Below are 20,150 nucleotides of genomic sequence, written 5' to 3'. Positions count from 1 at the left end.
CAGCGGATATCGCTCTTCCGGTGTCGACTTGGACGACCTGTTCGATCCGTACGTTGAAGGTCCACTGGCGCAGGATTCGGGCCGCCGTATCGGCGGCACCGACCTGAGCCGCCGATACGCCCACATCCAGTACGGCAGCAAGCGTGCCGACGTAGGCCATCGCATCAATGGAATGGACGTATCCAACCTGTGGGCGGCCCGGGGCACCGCAAGCTACCGGCTGCCCTTCCACGGCAAGGACTACTCAGCCGGCAATGGCGCCAAAACAAACTCATTCGGCGATGTCACGGCGTCGGTGCAGATCAGCCTGCTGTCCGACGGCAACTTCACCGTCCACAGCAACAGTTACGGCGGTGGTAACGATGCCACCGCCCAGGTGGATTCCGGTCGCTGGGCACCGGCGGGTGCAAATCCCGGCCAGTACGAAGTGCAGTTCACGGCCAGCAACACAGGGGCTGCTTCGTTCAGCACAAGCGCACCGTCATTCTCCTCACTTGCGACATCGCGCTCGGCAACCGTATCCATCAGCATTCCTGCGGCATCTTCCATGTACGAGAGCATCACGGTTGAGATAGCCGTTCATCTCCGTCGTTCCGGCAGCCCCGCTCAGGTTTCAACCGTATACGCCAACGTCGCCGTCTCGGGCTGGTACTGATTGCACATCGGGCCACCGCTGCAATTATCGCGACCGCCACATTCTCCGAACATTACCCCGTCGCCTGCACAAGCCGGCACACACCCACACCGAGGAAGAACCCCGAATGACCGAATTTCTCCATGGCGTACAGGTCGTCAACATCGATACCGGTGCCCGATCGATTGCCATCGCCTCCAGCAGCGTGATCGGCATCGTCGGCACCGCACCGCTGGCCGACACCGAAGCGTTCCCCGTCAACACGCCCGTACTGGTGACCTCGCCGTCGCAGGCCGCCAAGCTGTCGGCGACCACCGGCACCGATGCCGGCACCCTGCCCGGTGCGCTCGACACGATCTTCGACCAGTCCAGTGCCGTCGTCGTCGTCGTCCGCGTCGAGAAGGGCGCGAATGAATGCGCCACCTTGGCCAACGTGCTGGGCGGCGTGAACGCCCAGACCGGCGCCTACGAAGGCGTGCATGCGCTGCTGGCCGCCAAGTCCATCGTCGGCGTCAAGCCGCGCATCCTGGTCGCACCCGGCTTTACCCATGTGCACCCGGCCGATCCGGCCAAGCCGGAGGCCGTGCTGGCCAACCCGGTCGTAGCGGAACTGCTCGGCATCGCCGAGAAGCTGCGCGCGGTGATCATCAAGGATGGCCCGAACAGCAACGACGACGCCGCCAAGTCCACCGCCGCCCTGACCGGCTCCAAGCGCGTCTACGTGGTCGACCCCGCGCTGCTGGTGCAGTCCGGTGATGCCATCGTCACCCGCCATGCCTCCGGTGCCGTGGCCGGTGCCATCGCCCGCAGCGACAACGAGCGCGGCTGGTGGGCGTCGCCGTCGAACCTGGAACTCAACGGCGTGGTCGGTACCGCGCGTGCGATCGACTTCGGCCTGTCCGATGCCACCAGCCGCGCCAACCTGCTGAACCAGGCCAACGTGGCCACGGTCATCCGCGAAGGGGGCTTCCGCCTGTGGGGCAACCGCACCACCAGCATCGATCCGAAGTGGCAGTTCCTGTGCGTGGTACGCACCGCCGACATCATCGCCGACAGTCTGGAGGCCGCCCACCTGTGGGCCGTCGACCGCGGCATCAGCAAGACCTACGTCGATGACGTGCGCGAGGGCGTCAATGCCTTCCTGCGCGGCCTGAAGACCCAGGGCGCGATCCTCGGCGGCAACTGCTGGATCGACCCGGAACTGAACGCAGCGGACAGCGTGGCCCAGGGCCGCTTCTACTGGGACTTCGACTTCACTCCGACCTACCCGGGTGAGCAGCTGACCTTCCGCATGCACATGAACAACAACTACGTCTCGGAGATCTTCTAAGCATGGCGCGCAAGATCCGTAAAAACTTCAACTTCTACGTCGACGGCAAGGGTTATGCCGGCAGCGTGATGTCCTTCACCGCCCCCAAGCTGTCGCTGAAGACCGAGGACTTCCAGGCCGGCGGCATGCTGGCCCCGACCGAGATCGTGCTCGGCCATGAAAAGCTGACCGCCGATGTGGAGTTCGCCTCCGACGACGCGGAGATCATGAGCAAGTTCCACGTCATCGAAAGCAAGGAATACGGCTTCACCGCCCGCGAGGCGCTGGAAGGCGACGACGGCGAAGTGACTCAGGTCGTGCACAACATGCGCGGCAAGGTGAAGCTGCTGGACCGTGGCGAAACCAAGGTCGGCGAGAAGGGCACGATCAAGGTCAGCCTGGCGCTGAGCTACTACAAGCTGACCCATGGTGCCCAGGTCGTGCAGGAGATCGACGTGGTCAACATGATCGCCCGCCAGGGTGGCGTCGACGTCCTGGCCGGCATCCGCGGCGCGCTGGGCATCTGAGCCCACGCCGCACCGAAGAACCCGGGGGCGCCTCGCGCCCCCGCATCCATCGCACCGCATCGCATTCCAGGAACGCATCCATGTCCAGCAAGACCAAGACCCCCACCGACACCGTCATCGAGCGCGATGGCTTTGCCGAGATCACCCTCACCCGTCCGCGCCAGGTCAATGGAATGGAAACCGCCGTGCTGCGCATGCGCGAGCCGACCGTGGAAGACATGGAGCGCTACCAGGACGACAAGGGCAGCGACGCCCAGCGTGAGGTGCGGATGATCGCCAACCTGTGCGAGATCTCGCCGGACGACGTGCGCAAGATGCCGTTGCGCGACTACGCCCGGCTGCAGGCAGGCGTCGCGCTTTTTACCACCTGACCCTGCCACAGATCAGGCAGGGAGTGCTTGCTCTGGCCGGTCATACCGGCTGGGGCCTGCGCGAAATCATGACACTGCGGGTGTCGAAGTTCATCTGGTGGATTCAGGGATTGCCGGTACATGGCCAGTAACGTTCAAACGACAACGATCACGATCGGCGGTGAGGTGTCCAAGTCGCTGAAGGACGCATTGTCCTTCGCCAATGATGGCGTGAAGCGCCTCGGCGATGAAGCCGGCAAGCTGGAGCTCAAGCTCGCCGCGATGAAGAAGTCGGGCACCGCATACACCCGCATGCGCGCGCAAGCCGATGCGCTGCGCGCCTCTCAGGAAGCGCTGGAGCGTGTCGAAGCCAAGCGCACCGCCAACCTGGAGAAGCGCGAGAAACTCGGCGCCTCGTTCAAGGCAGCGCGCGGCACACTCGGCACCGCCGTCACCGCACTGGCCAAGCCGGTCGAGAACGCCTCCGGCTTCGCCCGCCAGAACCAGCAGATCGGCGTGGCAGCCAACCTCAGCCGCGCGCAGGTGAGTGCGCTAGGCCAAGCGATCCTGCAGCAATCGCGTGCAACCAACCAGGGCGCCGACGATCTGCAGCGGTCGATCAAGCTGATGGTAGCGGCCGGCATGGACGCACAGTCCGCGCAGGCCAGCCTCGGCGCCGTTGGACGGACCACCACCGTCACCGGTGCCAGCATCGATGATGTGGCCCAAGCTGCGGCCGCCCTGCAGCAGTCGTTCGATATCGATCCCTCGCGCATGCAGAACGCGCTGGACGTGCTGGTGGTGAACAGCCAGCAGGGCAGCCTGGGCCTGAAGGACATGGCCCAGGTGCTGCCGGTGCTGGGTTCCTCGTTCGAGGCGATGAAGCTGCAGGGCACATCGGCGGCGGCTACGCTGGGTGCGGCACTGGAAGCCACGCTGGACTCGGCAGGTGGCGCCGACAAGGCCGCCAGCAACATGAAGAGCTTCATGTCCGAGGTGCTCTCGCCGGACATTCAGGAGAAGGCCAAGAAGAGCCTGAGCCTGGATCTGCACAAGATCATCGGCGATGCACAGACCAGCGGCGGCAATCCCTTCGACGCTGCGATGCAGGGAATCATCCAGGCGACCGCGGGCGACCAGAAGAAGATCGGCACCCTGTTCAGCGATGCACAGGCGAAGAACTTCGTCCAGCCGATGATCGAGAACTGGGATACCTACATCCGTGTCCGCGACAAGGCCTTGAATGGATCGGCGGGTACCACCGGTGCGGCCTATGCCGATGCGATGCAGACCGATCCGCAGAAGATCGAAGGTGCCAAGATCGCCGTGGATAACCTGTCCAAGGCCTTCGGTGCGGCACTGCTGCCCGCGGTGGGCGAGGCCGCGGTCAAGCTGACCGAGCTGTTGAACGGGGTTACCTCGTTCGTGCATGAAAACCCGAAGCTGATCGCCAACACCACGCAGATCGTGGTCGGCATGCTGGGCATGCGCACGGCGGTGCTCGGCGCTCGCTACGCCTGGACTTTCCTGCAGGGCCCGATCCTGGGCGTGCAGAAGGCCTTCCAGCTGTTCCGTGGCGGCAGCCTGCTGGCACAGCTGGGGCGCTTCGGGCCGATGGCCATGCGTATCGCCTCGGTGTTCCGCGTCGTCGCCACCGCAGTGGGCGCCATTGGTGGCGGCCCTATCGCGGTAGCTGTGGCCGCGCTCACTGCCGGTGCCCTGCTTGTCCGCAAGTACTGGGAGCCGATCAAGGCCTTCCTGGGCGGTGTATGGGAAGGTCTCAGCAGCGCGGGCACCTCCGCGATGGGAGAGCTGATGAATGCCGTTGCGCCGCTGCGTCCGGCCTGGGAGGCCGTGAGTGCCCTGCTGGGACAGGCCTGGGACTGGCTGTCGCGGATGCTGGCCCCGGCGCAGTACACCGGAAACGAACTCTCCCGCGTGGGCGAGATCGGCAAGCTCGTGGGCGAAGCGCTGATGTTCAACTTCCGCGCCGTCATCCAGGTCGCTGGCTTCGTCGCCGAGGTCTTCAGGATGATCGGTGAGGTCATCGGCACGGTGGCTGGATTCATCGTCGTCACCTTCGGCAGCGCCTGGGACTGGGTTTCAGCGAAGGTCAGCAGCGTGATCGACACGATGATGGCCAAGATCGCCCCCTTCATGGAGGTGGTGGGCACCATCATGGACAAGGTCGGGGGCGTGCTGGGCACCGCCAAGGACAAGATCGCGCTTGGTGTGAACACCGCGGCTGATGCCTACGGCGCGATACGCGCAAACGGCGGCATACAGCTGCCTCCGGTGATGCTGGCGCCCGCCAGCATGCACAGCGCCAGCGTGCAGCCACGCATGCCGAATGCCTTTGGTACGCCGGCCGGGCGTGCCGCACCGGAGATGCCTTCGCCCACCCCGCGCAGCGCCACCACCGTGCAGCAGCAGCAGACCAACCACATCACCATCCACCAGCAGCCAGGCGAATCCAGCGAAGCGGTGGCGCGCCGCACGGCCGACGAGCTGCAGCGTCGCAACGCGGTTGCCGCCCGTGGTGGCCTGGCAGACAGGAACTGAGCATGAAACGCGAATTCGTAACCGGCACTGTGGACAAGCTGCTGTCGCAGTTCAAAGCCAATGACTCCGGCAACGCCCCGGTCCTGCTGATGCTGGGCGGCTTCAAGTTCAGCCTCAATACCGCGGTCTTCCGGGAGATCCAGCAATCCAACGAGTATCGCTGGCAGGCGCAGGACCGCATCGGCCAGATGGCGGCCCTGCAGTACACCGGACCGGGCTCAGCCAGCATGACCCTGCCGGGCGTCATCTACTACCAGTTCCGCGGCGCCGGCAATGAGCTCTCACAGCTGCGCAAACTGGCCGCGCAGGGCACGCCTCATCGACTGCTGACCGGCAAAGGCGGCAACCTGGGCCTGTGGGTCATCGAGAAGATCGATGCCACCGCCAGCGAGTTCACCGCCGACAGCGCGATCCTGAAACAGGAATTCACCCTTTCACTGCGGAAGCACAGCAATGGCACGAACGTATAGCACCCGCGACGGCGACGTCGTAGATCGTATCGCGTACGCGCATTATGGCGAGCAGTCACCGGCCATCCTGCGCGCGGTGTTCGATGCCAACCCGGGCCTGGCCGCACGCGGCCCGGTACTGCCTGCCGGCGTAGCGATCACCCTGCCGGAGGTGCAGCGCCCGGCCAGCGAGCGCAAGGGAGTCGCCCTGTGGGATTGAACATCACACCGGCCTTCCGCGTGGTGGCCAACAGCCAGGACATCACCGACAAGATCATGGCGCGCTTCAAGTCGCTGCGCATCACCGACGAGACCGGCAACACGTCCGACACGCTGGAACTGCAGCTGGCCGACCACGATCCGTCCGATCCGGTCCAGCTGCCACCGGTTGGCGCGGAACTGGAGGCCTTCATCGGCTATGACGGCGAAGTGCGGCGCGTAGGCCTGTACATCTGCGACGAGGTGGAGATCTCCGGCTTTCCCGGCAGCATGACGCTGCGCGCCCGGGCGGCACCGTTCGAGACCAGCAAGGGAGGCAAGAGCGACCTGCAGACGCAGAAGACACGCACCTGGAAGAAGGGCACCACGATCGGAGACATGGTGCGACGCATGGCCGGCGAGCATGGGCTGAACGCAGCGGTGAGCGCATCGCTGGCGTCCATCGTGCTGCCGCTGACGGTGCAGTCGCAGGAGTCGGACATGAACCTGCTGCTGCGCCTGGCCAAACAGCACGATGCCATCGCCAAGCCCGGAGCCGGGCGCCTGGTGTTCGTGAAGCGGGGCGAATCCACCAGCGCCAGCGGCGAGCGCATTCCCGATGTCACCCTCACCCCGGCCGATGGCAGCGACTATCGGGTAACCCTTGCCGCACGCGAAGATGCCGGTACCACCATTGCGTACTACCGCGACGTGCGCAGTGCCAAGCGCCAGGAAGTGAAGGTCGGCAGCGGTGAACCGATCATGCGCCTGCGCATGGCCTATGCCGACCGGGAGAGCGCAGAGGCGGCGGCGCGCGCCAAGCATCGCGAACAGGCACGGCAGACGCGGACGCTCAGCTACACCCTGCCCGGCCGCGAAACACTGATGGCCGAAGCCACCGTGGTGATGCAGGGGTTCCGCGAGGGCGTGGATGGCCAGTGGTTGGTCAAGCGTGCCGAGCACAGCATCGGCAGCGAGGGCTATGTCACCCGCATCGAATGCGAACAACCCAACAGCGCCGACGCAGTGAAAGCGGCCAGCAATGCCCCGGCCAGCGAAGGCGAACAGGTCGGCAGCGAGGTGTAGATTCACGCCATGCGTGGTGCTTTCCGCGCATCAACTCACGTACTGCGCCACGCCATTACCGAACGACCAGTTCTCCTTTTTTACTTCAACAAGATTGATGAACACATCCTCGCGGCGGATGCCCACCGCCGCGTGCAGTCCATCGGCGATGCCGGCGTACAACGCCTTCTTCTGCTCCAGCGTACGCCCTTCGTTCCAGGTGATCTGGATGCAGATGAAATCGTCGGTCCGGTCCACGCCCAGGTATCCGGGGTCGTAGATGAGCGTGCCTGGCTCGTGTTCTTGGAAGATCTGGAAGCGATCGTTCTCCGGCACGCCGACCGCACGCATGGCCTGGTAGATGGTTTCGCCGACGCGTTGCAGGTAGTCGGCGGGTTTACCTTTGCGAAGATCGATGCGGGCGAGCGGCATGTGGCAGTCCAGGGAATGGGGCCACGGCACTGCCTCGAGAGTACGCTAGCCGTGAACCACGCAACAGCGCATGGATGGAATCCTGTGCCCGCATCGGTGAAGTGCGTCCCCCGAGCGCCTCGCGCGGTTGAGGGAGCCGGTGAGTCGCGCTGCCAACGATGCCGGAAAGCCGCGCTGATGGTCAGGCAACAAAAAAGCCCCCATTTCTGGAGGCTTCTTTCGTTCTACAACATGGTGGGCGGTACAGGGATCGAACCTGTGACCCTTGCCGTGTGAAGGCAATGCTCTACCGCTGAGCTAACCGCCCGGTGTGTTGCTGAGCCGCTCATTATAGGGGCTTTTCAGAGGCCGTCAACACTTTTTCACATTCGTGTTCACGGGCGTTTCGAGGCATGCAGCCGCATGGCCCGGCGCCACCTCACATCGTGTGGGTCGGCTTGTCCGAGCCGGTAAGCCCGGCCAGCAGGGTCTCGATCTTGTGGCGCACGCCCTCGCCTTCGGCACCGTCGGCGAGCTGCACGCCGATGCCGGCGGTGCGGTTACCCTGCGCGCCGGCCGGGGTCACCCAGATCACCTTGCCGGCCACCGGCAGGCGCTCGCTGGAATCGGGCAGGGTCAGCAGCAGGAACACCTCGTCGCCCAGGAAGTAGCGCTTGGGCGTGGGCACGAAGATGCCGCCGTTCTTCACGAACGGCATGTACGCGCTGTACAGCGCGGCTTTGTCCTTCACGGCCAGGGACAGGATGCCCTGGCGGGCGTTGCTGGCACTCATCGATTTCCCCTTGCGGCAGGCCGCTCGTTCACCTTGTTCCAGGCCAGCAGCAACTCGACCACCGCAAGGTCTGCACGCACCGTGGTGCGCAGCAGGTCGCGGGTGCGGTTGGCCGCATCGAACCAGGCTGCAAGCTTGTGCAATCGCTCCGGCGTGGTCAAGGCATCGGTGCTGGCCTGAGCCAGCGCCAGGTCGGCGGCAAAGCGCAGGCGCAGCGCCGCGTTGTCGTCACCACACCACTTCTGCGCCAGCTCCACCGCGCCGGTCTTGCCGGCGGCCAGCTGTTCCAGATCTCGACCGACTTCGCGGCGCAGGCTCAGGCCGTCTTCGCGCAGCCAGTTGTCGGCCTGGCCGGCATGGCCGCGGGCGGCCTCCAGCGCTTCGCGCGCCAATGCTTCGCTGTGGCCCTGCTGCTGCAGCCAGGCCAGCGCTTCGTGCTGCGGCGGCAGCTTGAATTCCAGGCGCTGGCAACGGCTGCGGATGGTCTGCGGCAGGCGCGCCGGGTCGCTGCTGATCAGCCACAGGTAGCGGCCGGGCTGCGGCTCTTCCAGCGTCTTCAGCAGCGCGTTGGCGGCCGAGCGGTTGATCGCATCGGCCGGGTCCACGATCACCACCTGCGCCACGCCGTACTGCGGGGTCAGCGCCAGCTTGTCGGTGATCTCGCGCACCTGCTCGATGACGATCTCGGTACGCAGCTTGTCGCCGCTCTTGTTCGGAATGAAGCTGACCAGCTGCAGGTCCGGATGGGTACCGGCGGCGATCAGCTGGCGCGTGCGCGTGGCGTGCGCGGCGTCCCCGCGCGCCAGCACGTGGTCGGCCAACGCCAGCGCCACCTCACGCTTGCCCAGCCCGGCCGGCCCGCAGATCAGCAGGCCATGGCCGAGGCGACCCGCATCGAGCGCGGCCACGGTCTGGTCGAACGCGCGCTGCTGCCAGGGCGAAAACGTGCTCATGCGCCCTCCCCGTCCTGCAGCCAGCGCTCGACACTCGCGACCACATCGGCGGCCACGCGCGCCTGCTCCTGGCCCGCATCAATCAACGCAAAGCGCTGCGGATCCTGCTGCGCACGGCTGCGGAACACTTCGCGCACGCGCTGGAAGAAATCATCCTGTTCGCTCTCGATGCGGTCCGGCCACAGGTCACGGCCATTGGCGCGTGCCCGGCCGACGGCCACGTCCACGTCCAGCAGCAGGGTCAGGCCCGGCAGCAGGCCCACTGCGCGGCGCTCCAGATCGGCAATCCACTGCGGATCGAGGCCACGGCCACCGCCCTGGTAGGCATAGCTGGAATCGGTGAAGCGATCGCTCAGCACATAGGCACCGCGCTGCAGCGCCGGCTGGATCACCTGGCGCACATGCTGCGCGCGCGCGGCGAACACCAGCAGCAGCTCGGCTTCGGCGCTGAGCGGTTCGGCGGCGATCTCGGCATCCGGTTTCAGCACCAGGCCACGGATGCGCTCGGCCAGCGGCGTACCGCCCGGCTCGCGGGTCAGTACCACCTCATGACCGTGGCTGCGCAGGCAGTCACGGATGGCATTGATGGCGGTGGTCTTGCCCGCGCCCTCGCCGCCTTCCAGGCTGACGAAACGCGGGTGGCGAAGCAGCGCGGGACTCATTGCGCCGGGGTCTCCTGGGTACGTTGCTGGCGCAGCTGCTGCAGGTAGCGGGCGACTGCGGCGTTGTGCTGGTCCAGGCTGGGCGAGAACACGTGCGCGCCGCTGCCATCGCCCACGGCGACGAAGTACAGCGCGTCGCCCGCCGCGGGTTGCGCGGCCGCCATCAGCGCGTCGCGGCTGGGCATCGCGATCGGGGTCGGGGTCAGGCCGGCACGGGTATAGGTGTTGTACGGCGTATCGGTGGTCAGGTCGCGACGGCGGATGTTGCCGTCATACGCGGCACCGAGGCCGTAGATCACGGTCGGGTCGGTCTGCAGGCGCATGCCGATCTTCAGGCGGCGCATGAACACGCCGGCAATCTGCGGGCGTTCGCTGGCCAGCGCAGTTTCCTTCTCGATGATCGAGGCCATCGTCAGCAGTTCGTAGGGCGTGTTGATCGGCAGGTCCGGCGCGCGGCTTTCCCACGCTTCGTCCAGCGCCTTTTCCATTGCGGCATGGGCGCGCTTGAGCACGTCCAGATCGCTGTCGCCACGCTGGTAGACATAGGTCTCCGGCAGGAAGCGGCCTTCCGGATGCTGGCCACCGAAGCCGAGGCGCTGCATCAGCGCGGCATCATCAAGATTGTCGGTGGTGTGCAGCAGCGGCTCGGCGCGCTTGAGCGCGGCGCGCAGCTGGCGGATATTCCAGCCCTCGACGATGGTGACGCGGTGCTGCAGCACCTTGCCGGCGCGCATGCGCAGCAGCAGCTCGCGCGGGGTCAGCTCGCCATTGAGCGCGTACTCGCCCACCTTCAGCTTGCCGGCGGCATCAAGCTGGCGCGCCAGCAGCTGCCACTGGGTGTCCTGGCCCTCGTCCACGCCGGCATCGCGCAGCTTGCGCAGCACGCTGTTCATGCCATCGCCGCTGGCGATGACCATGCTCTCGGCAGTCGGGGTGATCGGGGCATCGGCGAAACGCGTCTGCTGGTAGAAGAACCACGCGCCCACGCCGGCGACGACGGCTCCCAGCACCACCACCAGCGTTACCACGAACAGACACCCGCGCTTGGCTCCCGCCATGGACTACCTCTGAACTCGATTCCGTCGTGCAGGATACCGTGCCGGTGGATTGGGGTCATGACCGGGGCCACGCAGCCGTGCCGACCAACGGTCGGCACCCACCGGAACAACGGCACCCGCCGGTACCGGTAGCGCCTGCCGCTGGCCGGCAATCGCGTGGATCGTGGATGAATGAGGTTGCCGGCCAGCGGCCGGCACTACCCCTGCTGGCCCAGTGCGCGCAGCAGGCCGCGGGCCTTGGCGCGGGTCTCGTCCAGCTCCTTGTCCGGGTCCGAATCGACCACGATGCCGGCGCCGGTGCGGAAGCTCACCTCGTGACCATCCACTTCGGCGGTACGGATCAGGATGTTCAGGTCCAGGTCGCCATCGCGGTTCAGCCAGCCGAACGCGCCGGTATAGGCACCGCGCGGCATCTGCTCCAGCTCGCTGATGATCTGCATGCAGCGCACCTTCGGGCAGCCGGTGATGGTGCCACCCGGGAACGTGGCGGCGATCACCTCGCCGGGCGTGACCTGCGGGCGCAGATGGCCGCTGACGTTGCTGACGATGTGGTGCACGTGCGCGTAGCTCTCCACGGTCATCAGCTCATCGACCACCACGGTGCCCGGCAGGCAGATGCGGCCCAGGTCGTTGCGCTCCAGGTCGATCAGCATCACGTGCTCGGCACGCTCCTTGGGGTGGCCGACCAGCTCCTGGATGCGCGCGGCATCGTCGTCGCCTTCGAAGCGTGGACGGGTACCGGCAATCGGACGGGTCTGCGCATGGCCGGCGTGCACCGACACCAGCCGCTCCGGCGAGGAACTGACCACATGGCGGCCGTGCGCGCTGAACAGGCCGGCAAACGGCGCCGGGTTGGCACGACGCAGCTGTGCGTACAGCGCCTGCGGGCTGACCGGCGCAGCGAACTGCGCGTTCCAGCGCCGCGACAGGTTCACCTGGAACACGTCGCCGGCGCGCAGGTACTCGATCACCCGGCGCACGCCATCAGTGAAACGCTGCGGCGCGTCCTCGCCGACCGCCTGCGGTGGCTGCCAGCCCTGCCCGGCTTCGGGCAGCGCGGCCGAGGCCAGTGCCACCAGCGCATCCAGCAACGCCTGCTCGCCGGCTTCGGCGATGACGAAGCTGGCATCGTTGTGGTGGTCATGCAGCACCGCCGCCGGGCAGCGCAGCGCCAGCGCGGTCGGGCGGCCATCCTCGCGAGCACGCGCCGGCAGCACCGGTTCGATCTGGCTGGCCACTTCGTAATCGAGCATCAACGCCCAGCCGCCGCGGAACGGCAGGCTGTGGCTGCCGTCATGCGGCAGGCGCTCATGCTGCCAGGCGCGATCCAGTGCCTGCAGGAACGTGCCGGGCTGCACCACGTCGTGCTGGTCGCGCACCTGGCCGTCGGCATCCAGCCGCAGGCCATCGCCCTGCGCGGCCAGCAGCAGGCTCCAGCGGCCCTGGGCGGTGCCCGAGGCGGTGGATTCCATCAGCAGCGGGAAGCGCGCCGGGTCGTGCTGCTGCAGGGCCAGCAGATCGATCGGGTGCGGCAGCGGGTGGATCAGCGGTGCGTGGGTCATGGCAGCCAGTTCGGGAATTCAGATGCACGGAAGCCGCCTTGCGGCGGCTCCGTGGTGCACGGCGTTGATCCGTTTGTCGGATTGCCGATGGGTAGAGTCGACTGACAGTCGACTGCTTTCCCATCAACGATCACCGCGGCGGATCGAAGGGCAGTCGACTGACAGTCGACTCTACAACCTACCGCACCGGTCAGACGCGCTTGAAGATCAGCGTGCCGTTGGTGCCGCCGAAGCCGAAGCCATTGGACATCACCACGTCCACCTTGGCCTGGCGTGCTTCGTTCGGTACGTAGTCCAGGTCGCAGCCTTCGCCCGGCTGTTCCAGGTTGATGGTCGGCGGAATGACGTTGTCCTGCAGCGCCATCACCGAGAAGATCGCTTCCACGCCGCCGGCAGCGCCCAGCAGGTGGCCGGTCATCGACTTGGTGGAGCTGACCATCATCTTGTAGGCGTGGTCGCCGAAGGCGGTCTTCATCGCCATGGTCTCGCCCAGGTCGCCCAGCGGCGTGGAGGTGCCGTGCGCGTTGAGGTAACCCACCTGCTCCGGGGTCACGCCGGCGTCCTTCATGGCCATGACCATGCAGCGCGCGGCGCCTTCGCCGTTCTCGCTCGGCGCGGTCATGTGGTACGCGTCGGAGCTGGCGCCGAAGCCGGCCAGTTCGCAGTAGATCTTCGCGCCACGTGCCTTGGCGTGCTCGTACTCTTCCAGGATCAGGATGCCGGCGCCGTCGCCCAGCACGAAGCCGTCACGGTCCTTGTCCCACGGGCGCGAGGCCTGTTCCGGGGCATCGTTGCGGGTGCTCATGGCCTTCATCGCGCAGAAGCCGCCCAGCGCGGTCGGCGACGAGCCACGCTCGGCACCGCCGACCACCATCACGTCGGCATCGCCATACTGGATCATGCGCATCGCGGTACCGATCGAGTGGTTCGAGGTCGCGCACGCCGAGACCGCCGAGAACGACGGACCCTTCAGGCCGGTGATGATGCTCAGCTGGCCCGGCAGCATGTTGATGATGGTCTTGGGTACGTAGAAGGGCGAGATCTTCTTGCCCTCGTGGAACTCGATGGTCTGCTCTTCGATGCCGAGCAGGCCGCCGATGCCGGCGCCGACGATGGCGCCGATGCGCTCGGCATTGGCGTCGGTGATCTCCAGGCCCGAATCATGCAGGGCCATGAACGAGGCACCGAGGCCGTAATGGATGAACGGGTCCATCTTCTTGGCATCCTTGCCGCTGACCCGGAACTTGCCGAACAGTTCATTGTCGGCGGTGATGTCGAATCCCTTGACCTCACCTGCAATCTTGGTGGTGAACCGATCCACGTAGGCATCAGCAACGTTGGTCAGCGGACCGATGCCCGAACGACCGTGGGTGATGCCTTCCCAGCTGCTGGCCAGATCATTGCCCAACGGCGAGACGATACCCAGGCCGGTTACGACGACGCGACGCTTCATTGCTGTTTCTCCTGACCCGGATGATTTCTACGGGTAACTCGGTTTGCTTCGATGTGATGCCCAAACACACGGGGCCGCAACAGCGGCCCCATGGGGTGCGGTGCGCGGCAAGGAAATACCTGCACGCGCACTGCCGTCTGACATCAGGCCTTGACGTGGGCCTTGACGTAGTCGATGGCGGCCTGCACGGTGCTGATCTTCTCGGCTTCTTCGTCCGGGATCTCGCACTCGAATTCTTCTTCCAGGGCCATCACCAGCTCGACGGTGTCCAGCGAGTCAGCGCCCAGGTCATCGACGAACGATGCGCTGTTGGTGACTTCTTCTTCCTTGACGCCAAGCTGTTCGACGACGATTTTCTTGACGCGTTCTTCGATGGTGCTCATGGGATCTCGCTCCAGATGGAGTTGTGGTTCAAAAGTGGTCGCCATCAAAGGCGATGGCCGTGGGATAGTGTAGTGGAAACCGGCGCGGCCTTGCATCGCAGCAAAAACCTCAGCAGATCAACCACTTGCGGCGCAATCCCTGCGCCCCTTGCTTACGGCATGTACATGCCACCGTTCACATGGAGGGTTTCGCCGGTGATGTAACCGGCAGCCGGGCTGGCCAGGAAGGCCACCGCATGGGCGATGTCCTCCGGCGAACCCAGGCGTTCGAGGGCGATGTCGTTGATCAGCGCGGTGCGCGCTTCTTCCGGCAACGCCTTGGTCATGTCGGTGTCGATGAAGCCGGGAGCGACCACATTGACGGTGACACCGCGCGAACCGATTTCCTTGGCCAGCGACTTGCTGAAGCCGATGATGCCGGCCTTGGCGGCCGCGTAGTTGGCCTGGCCGGCATTGCCGGTCACGCCCACCACCGATGCGATGTTGATGATGCGGCCCTTGCGCGCCTTCATCATGCCGCGCATGACCGCCTTGCTGGTGCGGAACACGCTGGTCAGGTTGGTGTCGATGATCGACGCCCAGTCCTCGTCCTTCATGCGCATCAGCAGGTTGTCGCGGGTGATGCCGGCGTTGTTGACCAGGATCGAGATCGGGCCGAATTCCTTGGCGATGCCGTCCAGCACGCTGTCCAGCGCGGCGGCGTCGGTGACGTTCAGCGCGCGGCCGTGGCCGCCGTGGGCGGCCAGGCGCTCGCCGATGGCGGCGGCACCGGATTCGGTGGTGGCGGTGCCGATGACGGTGGCGCCCTGGGCGGCCAGCAGATCGGCGATGGCGGCACCAATGCCACGGCTGGCACCGGTGACCAGTGCGATTTCACCCTGCAGGGGCTTGCTCATGATGTTTTCCTCAGGCTGGGGCGGCCGCCGCACCCGTGCCGCGTGCAGCGGCCACCGGTACGGTCGGCAGGAACAGGGGGAGTCAGGCCGACCATGCCTCGCGGGCGGCTTCGAAGTCGCCCGGGGTGGCCAGCGAACGGCCGTCGATGGCCTTGTCGATGCGCTTGACCAGGCCGGTCAGCACCTTGCCCGGGCCGCACTCGGCGATCCGGGTGATGCCACGGCCGGCCAGAGCCTGCACGCAACCGGTCCACTGCACCGGCTGGTACAGCTGCTGCACCAGCGCGGTACGGATCGCGTCCACGCCCTCGTGCACCTTGGCATCGACGTTCTGCACCACCGGCAGCTGCGGCGCCTGCCAGGACAGGCCGGCCATCACTTCGGCCAGGCGGTTGGCGGCTTCGCGCATCAGCGGGGTGTGCGAGGGCACGCTCACGGCCAGCTTGACCGCCTTGCGCACGCCCTTCCCGGCCAGCAGCGCCAGTGCGCGGTCGACCGCGTCGGCGTCGCCACCGATCACGATCTGGCCCGGCGAATTGAAGTTGGCCGGCACCACCACCTGGCTGCCCGCGGCTTCGGCGCAGACGTCCAGCACCAGCTGGTCTTCGGCGCCGAGCACGGCGGCCATGGCGCCGACACCGGCCGGTGCGGCTTCCTGCATCAGCTGGCCGCGCAGGCGCACCAGGTGCGCACCGTCATGCAGGCTCAGCGCGCCAGCGGCAACCAGGGCGGTGTACTCACCCAGGCTGTGGCCGGCCAGCACCGACGGGCGCGGACCGCCCACGGCGTTCCACGCGCGCCACACGCCGATGCTCGCGGCCAGCAGGGCCGGCTGGGTGTATTCGGTACGGTTGAGCATTTCCTCCGGGCCACCCTGGGACAGCGCCCACAGGTCGACGCCGGCACCATCGGATGCCTCGGTGAAGGCTTCACGCACCTGCGGGTGCAGTTCGGCCAGCTCGGCCACCATGCCCACAGACTGCGAGCCCTGGCCGGGGAAGACAAAAGCGAGGGTGGATACGGTCACGCGGTCATCCGCTTGTTGCAATCGAAGCGGGCCATGATAAGGGCGAATCCGCTGTGTCGTCTGTACGTGCGCGTATGCAGGCGTATGGAGCGCGGCCGCGGGACAACCCGGCATCCGGTGCGGTGTCCCCGCCCAGGTAGAGTCGACTGTCAGTCGACTGCCCCTCGATCAGCCCCTGAAAACCCGCGCTGCGCGCGGAAGTCGACTGACAGTCGACTCTACCGCAGCGCCAACCTGCCAGCAGCGCGAACCTGCCATCAGCAGAACAGCTGCAGCACGTCCAGGTCGCCGTCGGCGAGGAAGTCCACGCACAGGCCCACCAGCATCAGCACGCCCGCCGTGCTGGCGCCATGGGCGATGAAGATCGAATGCGCCAGCGCGCGCGCTGAACGGCCCAGCTTCATGCAGACCCGGGCCAGGCTGCGCAGGCGGCCGCTGACCGCGTGCACGTGTTCGCGCACAGGCGCCTGGGCCTCGCCCATCGCCTCGGCCATCATCGCCTGCAGCTGCTCGGGGCGGTCGGCGTAGTACTTGGCCACGCCGTAACCGAACATCAGCCAGTCGCGGGCCTGCGCTTCGGACAGATCCATCACTTCCAGCGGATCTTCCTCGAAGTCGATGAAGCCCACCTTCTGCCCATCCCAGGTGAGGTTGCGCGGCAGCGGCTGGCCGAAATAGGCGCCGCGCGCATGCGCTTCGGCGATGGCCTGCATGGCCGCCATCACCAGCCGGTCGCGGCCGGCCTCATCGGCCTGGCGCAGGCAGGTATTGAACGAGCTGCCGTTGTCACCGATCACCAGCGCGGCGTGGCCGCTGCCCAGCACGTCGGGCACGTTCACGCCCTGCGCCTGCAGTTCTCCCAGGCGACGGGCTTCGGTTTCTCGCGCGGCATCACCACCACGGTGCGGCGGTGGTCGCAGGGCGTCCAGATGGAAACGACGGGCAACGAAATTGAGCAGGCCCAGGGCCACTGCGCGGCTTCCCTTGCCGTACTGCTTCAGCCAGGCGCGCTGCCCTTCGATGACGATGGGCTCAACCATGACGTGTACTCCTTTAAACGCGTTACGGCCCCAGAGGGGCCGTAACGACAAAACTTCACATTGTCGTAACTTGCACTATCAATAGCGCAGCAGGGCCGAACCCCACGTGAAGCCGCCGCCGAAGGCTTCCAGCAGCAGCAGCTGGCCGCGCTCGACGCGGCCCGAACGCACCGCGGCGTCCAGCGCCAGCGGCACCGAGCCGGACGAGGTGTTGCCGTGCTTGTCGACAGTCACCACCACCTGGTCCATCGACATGTCCAGGCGCTTGGCGGTGGCTTCGATGATGCGCAGGTTGGCCTGGTGCGGAATCAGCCAATCCAGGTCGGACTTGTCCAGGCCATTGGCAGCCAGGGTCTCGTCCACGACCGAGTCCAGCGCCTTGACGGCGTACTTGAACACGTCGTTGCCCTTCATGTTGATGGTGCCGCCACCGTTGGCACCGTCCTTGAAGCCGGTCGAGACGCCCACCGGGTTCCACAGCAGCTCCTTCTTGCTGCCGTCGGCATGCAGGTGGGTACTGAGGATGCCGGTTTCCTCGTCGGCCTTGAGCACGACGGCGCCGGCGCCATCGCCGAACAGCACGCAGGTGGTGCGATCGTTCCAGTCGACCATGCGGGTCAGCGTTTCGGTGCCGATCACCAGCACGTGCCTGCAGTCGCCGGAACGGATGAACTTGTCGGCCACGCCCAGCGCGAACACAAAGCCCGAGCAGGCGGCGTTGACGTCAAAGGCAGGGCACCCCGCAACACCGAGCTTGGCCTGGATCAGGCACGCGGTGGAGGGGAAAATGAGGTCGGGCGTGGTCGTACCGACCACGATCATGTCGAGCTGCGAAGCGTCGATACCGGCCGCTTCAAGTGCGCGCAACGCGGCCTGGTAGCCGAGGTCGCTGGTGGTTTCGCCTTCGGCCGCGATGTGCCGTTCACGAATTCCGGTGCGCGACTGGATCCACTCATCCGAGGTTTCGACCATTTTTTCCAGGTCGGCGTTGGTCAGGACTTTTTCCGGCAAATAGCTACCGGTGCCCGCGATCCTCGAGTAGATCCGCTTGCTCATCATGTTTCCTGTTGCGCGGGCCGCCGATCACCGGCACGCCCGGGAAAGAAGGCAAAGGCCGCTGCCCGGGGGCAGCGGCCTTCCCGGCACATCAATCTTCTTCGACGGCCGAGGTCTTGGTCTGGATGACCTTCTTGCCGCGGTAGAAACCGTCGGCAGTGATGTGGTGACGCAGGTGCACTTCGCCGGTGGTCGGGTCGGTCGACAGCTGCTTGGCGCTCAGGGCGTCATGCGAACGGCGCTGGCCGCGGCGGGACGGGGTAACACGGGATTTCTGCACAGCCATGGGATTGCTCCAAACTCGGTTCGTTTTGCTTCGTCGTATCGTCGCGCAGGACGCCAGCGCCCAGCACACTTTCGCTTTCGCCGCAGCCGCCGACGACAATCCGGCTGCTATTGTTTCTTCAATGCCGCCAATGCCGCGAACGGATTGGCCTTCTTTGTTTCTTCTTCGCTCGGCGCCCAGTCCTTGTCGACTGCTTCACCGTCGGGCGACAGCGGAACCACCGGCACCGCCAGCACCAACTCGTCTTCGACCAGGTCCAGCGGACGCAGCTGGCCGTCTTCCGGCACCAGCAACGCCTCGTACTCCTCCGGCAGGGACGATTCCTCGTCCTCGTCGCGGATCAGGCCAAGCCTCTGGGTCACCTTCACCGGCAACAGGAATCGCTGCATGCTGCGCTGACAGGTCAGCGGCAACGCGGTGTCGATGGTCAGTTCCACATAGGATACCCGCAGGACTTCGTCGCGACCGAATTCAAGCGAGTAGGAACACTCGCCGTCGGTATCTGCGACCAGCCCCTGCAGGCGGGTCAATTCAGCCAGGGAGACCTGGCCGTCGAAGCGCCTTCGCGCTACGACCATCCGCCAAGCATCCAGCGATTCGGGCACGTTCGCGGACATAAGCCGCTGAATACTAAGGATCGGGGGGGCTGCTGTCAAATGCCCGCCATACAGCACTTGCTGCTGGCGCTGCGCACAGGCCAGACTGCCGCACCCTGCCCCGGTATTCTCGCATGTCACTGGTCCTGGCCTCCACCTCCCGCTACCGCCGCGAGTTGCTGCAGCGGCTGGGCCTGCCCTTCGACTGCGCGCGCCCGGAGGTGGATGAAACCCCGTTGAACGGTGAGACGCCGCTGGCCCTTGCAACGCGCCTTGCCACGGCCAAGGCAACCGAAGTCGCCGCCCGCCAGCCCGGCGCCTGGGTGATCGGCTCGGACCAGGTGGCGGACCTGAACGGGCGACCGCTGGGCAAACCGGGCACGGCCGAGGCGGCCTGCGCGCAGCTGGCGGCGATGTCCGGGCAGACGGTACGCTTCCACACTGCCATCAGTCTCACGCAGGGCGGAGAATCATTCAGCGCCGTGGATCTGACCGAAGTCCGTTTCCGCACGCTGGGGCAGGAGGAGATCGCCCGCTACGTGGCCGCCGAACAGCCTCTGGATTGTGCCGGCAGCTTCAAGTGCGAGGGCCTGGGCATCAGCCTGTTCGAAGCGATCGACAACCGCGACCCGACCGCGCTGATCGGCCTGCCGCTGATCGCGCTGTGCGGGTTGCTGCGCCAGGCAGGGTTCGCGGTGCCCTGAAGGCGACACACTGACTGCCGGCACCGATCGCGGAAACAGGCCGGACATGGGCCGGGTAGGACCTGAGCCGGGTAGCGTCGACTGTCAGTCGACCATCGCGCGCAGCGCGGGGTTTTGCCGGCGGCTGGAAGAGCAGTCGACTGACAGTCGACTCTACCAACGTGGAGCACCCGACC

The 20,150-nt window shown here is 66.2% G+C and carries 23 protein-coding genes and 1 tRNA gene; 9 read left to right on the top strand and 15 right to left on the bottom strand.

The window, feature by feature from the left end; genetic code table 11:
• Nucleotides 1-28 precede the first annotated feature (28 nt).
• The 8 genes from AC5P8Y_RS04140 (at nt 29) to AC5P8Y_RS04105 (ending at nt 7,115) form a co-directional block, all read left to right on the top strand.
• Nucleotides 29-655 carry a hypothetical protein gene (locus AC5P8Y_RS04140; protein ID WP_353949657.1) on the top strand — a complete coding sequence of 209 codons (627 nt, stop codon included), beginning with the start codon at nt 29-31 and terminating at the stop codon, nt 653-655.
• 106 nt (nt 656-761) lie between these two features.
• A complete protein-coding gene (locus AC5P8Y_RS04135; protein ID WP_495201842.1) occupies nt 762-1,964 on the top strand; it encodes a phage tail sheath C-terminal domain-containing protein in 1,203 nt (400 codons plus the stop codon).
• A 2-nt stretch (nt 1,965-1,966) separates the two neighbouring features.
• A complete protein-coding gene (locus AC5P8Y_RS04130; protein ID WP_005412457.1) occupies nt 1,967-2,470 on the top strand; it encodes a phage major tail tube protein in 504 nt (167 codons plus the stop codon).
• 80 nt (nt 2,471-2,550) lie between these two features.
• The gene (locus AC5P8Y_RS04125) at nt 2,551-2,841 is read left to right on the top strand and encodes a phage tail assembly protein (protein ID WP_005412456.1); all 291 of its coding nucleotides are present in this window, start codon (nt 2,551-2,553) and stop codon (nt 2,839-2,841) included.
• 120 nt (nt 2,842-2,961) lie between these two features.
• The gene (locus AC5P8Y_RS04120) at nt 2,962-5,382 is read left to right on the top strand and encodes a phage tail tape measure protein (RefSeq protein WP_111188201.1); all 2,421 of its coding nucleotides are present in this window, start codon (nt 2,962-2,964) and stop codon (nt 5,380-5,382) included.
• Between the two features lie 2 nt (nt 5,383-5,384).
• Nucleotides 5,385-5,852, top strand: coding sequence for a phage tail protein (locus tag AC5P8Y_RS04115; RefSeq protein WP_005408323.1), 468 nt, complete (start codon nt 5,385-5,387; stop codon nt 5,850-5,852).
• Entirely contained in the window at nt 5,836-6,051 is a 216-nt protein-coding gene (locus tag AC5P8Y_RS04110) for a tail protein X (protein ID WP_005408322.1), read from the top strand. Before AC5P8Y_RS04115 ends, AC5P8Y_RS04110 begins: the two co-directional genes overlap by 17 nt.
• Nucleotides 6,042-7,115 carry a phage late control D family protein gene (locus tag AC5P8Y_RS04105; protein WP_111188202.1) on the top strand — a complete coding sequence of 358 codons (1,074 nt, stop codon included), beginning with the start codon at nt 6,042-6,044 and terminating at the stop codon, nt 7,113-7,115. Before AC5P8Y_RS04110 ends, AC5P8Y_RS04105 begins: the two co-directional genes overlap by 10 nt.
• A 30-nt stretch (nt 7,116-7,145) precedes the next feature.
• Here the strand turns inward: AC5P8Y_RS04105 and AC5P8Y_RS04100 are convergent, their stop codons facing one another.
• The 15 genes from AC5P8Y_RS04100 to AC5P8Y_RS04030 all read right to left on the bottom strand — a co-directional run bounded on the left by AC5P8Y_RS04100 (nt 7,146) and on the right by AC5P8Y_RS04030 (nt 19,291).
• A complete protein-coding gene (locus AC5P8Y_RS04100) occupies nt 7,146-7,526 on the bottom strand; it encodes a tautomerase family protein (RefSeq protein ID WP_049403312.1) in 381 nt (126 codons plus the stop codon).
• Between the two features lie 232 nt (nt 7,527-7,758).
• Nucleotides 7,759-7,833, bottom strand: a tRNA-Val gene (locus AC5P8Y_RS04095).
• A 111-nt stretch (nt 7,834-7,944) separates the two neighbouring features.
• Nucleotides 7,945-8,298, bottom strand: a complete 354-nt coding sequence (locus AC5P8Y_RS04090; RefSeq protein WP_005412452.1) for a PilZ domain-containing protein — start codon at nt 8,296-8,298, stop codon at nt 7,945-7,947.
• Nucleotides 8,295-9,251: a DNA polymerase III subunit delta' gene (locus tag AC5P8Y_RS04085; protein WP_033835181.1), complete on the bottom strand. Its 957-nt coding sequence runs from the start codon at nt 9,249-9,251 to the stop codon at nt 8,295-8,297. Before AC5P8Y_RS04085 ends, AC5P8Y_RS04090 begins: the two co-directional genes overlap by 4 nt.
• Nucleotides 9,248-9,913: a dTMP kinase gene (gene tmk / locus AC5P8Y_RS04080; RefSeq protein ID WP_049403322.1), complete on the bottom strand. Its 666-nt coding sequence runs from the start codon at nt 9,911-9,913 to the stop codon at nt 9,248-9,250. The genes AC5P8Y_RS04085 and tmk overlap by 4 nt, the downstream gene beginning before the upstream one ends.
• Nucleotides 9,910-10,971: an endolytic transglycosylase MltG gene (gene mltG / locus AC5P8Y_RS04075; protein WP_049431471.1), complete on the bottom strand. Its 1,062-nt coding sequence runs from the start codon at nt 10,969-10,971 to the stop codon at nt 9,910-9,912. The genes tmk and mltG overlap by 4 nt, the downstream gene beginning before the upstream one ends.
• Before the next feature lie 197 nt (nt 10,972-11,168).
• Nucleotides 11,169-12,533 (bottom strand): aminodeoxychorismate synthase component I, encoded by a 1,365-nt coding sequence (locus AC5P8Y_RS04070; RefSeq protein ID WP_049431467.1) that lies wholly within the window; start codon nt 12,531-12,533, stop codon nt 11,169-11,171.
• A 190-nt stretch (nt 12,534-12,723) separates the two neighbouring features.
• Nucleotides 12,724-13,986 carry a beta-ketoacyl-ACP synthase II gene (gene fabF, locus AC5P8Y_RS04065; protein ID WP_012479290.1) on the bottom strand — a complete coding sequence of 421 codons (1,263 nt, stop codon included), beginning with the start codon at nt 13,984-13,986 and terminating at the stop codon, nt 12,724-12,726.
• Between the two features lie 143 nt (nt 13,987-14,129).
• Entirely contained in the window at nt 14,130-14,369 is a 240-nt protein-coding gene (gene acpP, locus AC5P8Y_RS04060; RefSeq protein ID WP_005408313.1) for an acyl carrier protein, read from the bottom strand.
• Between the two features lie 152 nt (nt 14,370-14,521).
• The gene (fabG, locus tag AC5P8Y_RS04055) at nt 14,522-15,265 is read right to left on the bottom strand and encodes a 3-oxoacyl-ACP reductase FabG (RefSeq protein WP_005408312.1); all 744 of its coding nucleotides are present in this window, start codon (nt 15,263-15,265) and stop codon (nt 14,522-14,524) included.
• Between the two features lie 82 nt (nt 15,266-15,347).
• On the bottom strand, nt 15,348-16,292 hold the full coding sequence (gene fabD, locus AC5P8Y_RS04050) for an ACP S-malonyltransferase (protein WP_049431465.1): 945 nt from the start codon (nt 16,290-16,292) through the stop codon (nt 15,348-15,350).
• Between the two features lie 257 nt (nt 16,293-16,549).
• Entirely contained in the window at nt 16,550-17,332 is a 783-nt protein-coding gene (locus AC5P8Y_RS04045; RefSeq protein ID WP_005408310.1) for a BUD32 family EKC/KEOPS complex subunit, read from the bottom strand.
• 78 nt (nt 17,333-17,410) lie between these two features.
• Nucleotides 17,411-18,388, bottom strand: coding sequence for a beta-ketoacyl-ACP synthase III (locus AC5P8Y_RS04040; RefSeq protein WP_005408309.1), 978 nt, complete (start codon nt 18,386-18,388; stop codon nt 17,411-17,413).
• Nucleotides 18,389-18,479: 91 nt separating this feature from the next.
• The gene (gene rpmF, locus AC5P8Y_RS04035) at nt 18,480-18,674 is read right to left on the bottom strand and encodes a 50S ribosomal protein L32 (protein ID WP_005408308.1); all 195 of its coding nucleotides are present in this window, start codon (nt 18,672-18,674) and stop codon (nt 18,480-18,482) included.
• Nucleotides 18,675-18,781: 107 nt separating this feature from the next.
• Nucleotides 18,782-19,291 (bottom strand): YceD family protein, encoded by a 510-nt coding sequence (locus AC5P8Y_RS04030; protein WP_012479287.1) that lies wholly within the window; start codon nt 19,289-19,291, stop codon nt 18,782-18,784.
• A gap of 113 nt (nt 19,292-19,404) precedes the next feature.
• Here AC5P8Y_RS04030 and AC5P8Y_RS04025 point away from each other — a divergent pair, with 113 nt between their 5' ends.
• On the top strand, nt 19,405-19,974 hold the full coding sequence (locus tag AC5P8Y_RS04025) for a Maf family protein (protein WP_111188203.1): 570 nt from the start codon (nt 19,405-19,407) through the stop codon (nt 19,972-19,974).
• Nucleotides 19,975-20,150: the final 176 nt, after the last annotated feature.

Source organism: Stenotrophomonas sp. YJH_SMC_12-1, assembly GCF_059370935.1.
Note: the sequence above shows the minus strand (reverse complement) of the source record. Positions and strands in the feature narration are given on the sequence as shown.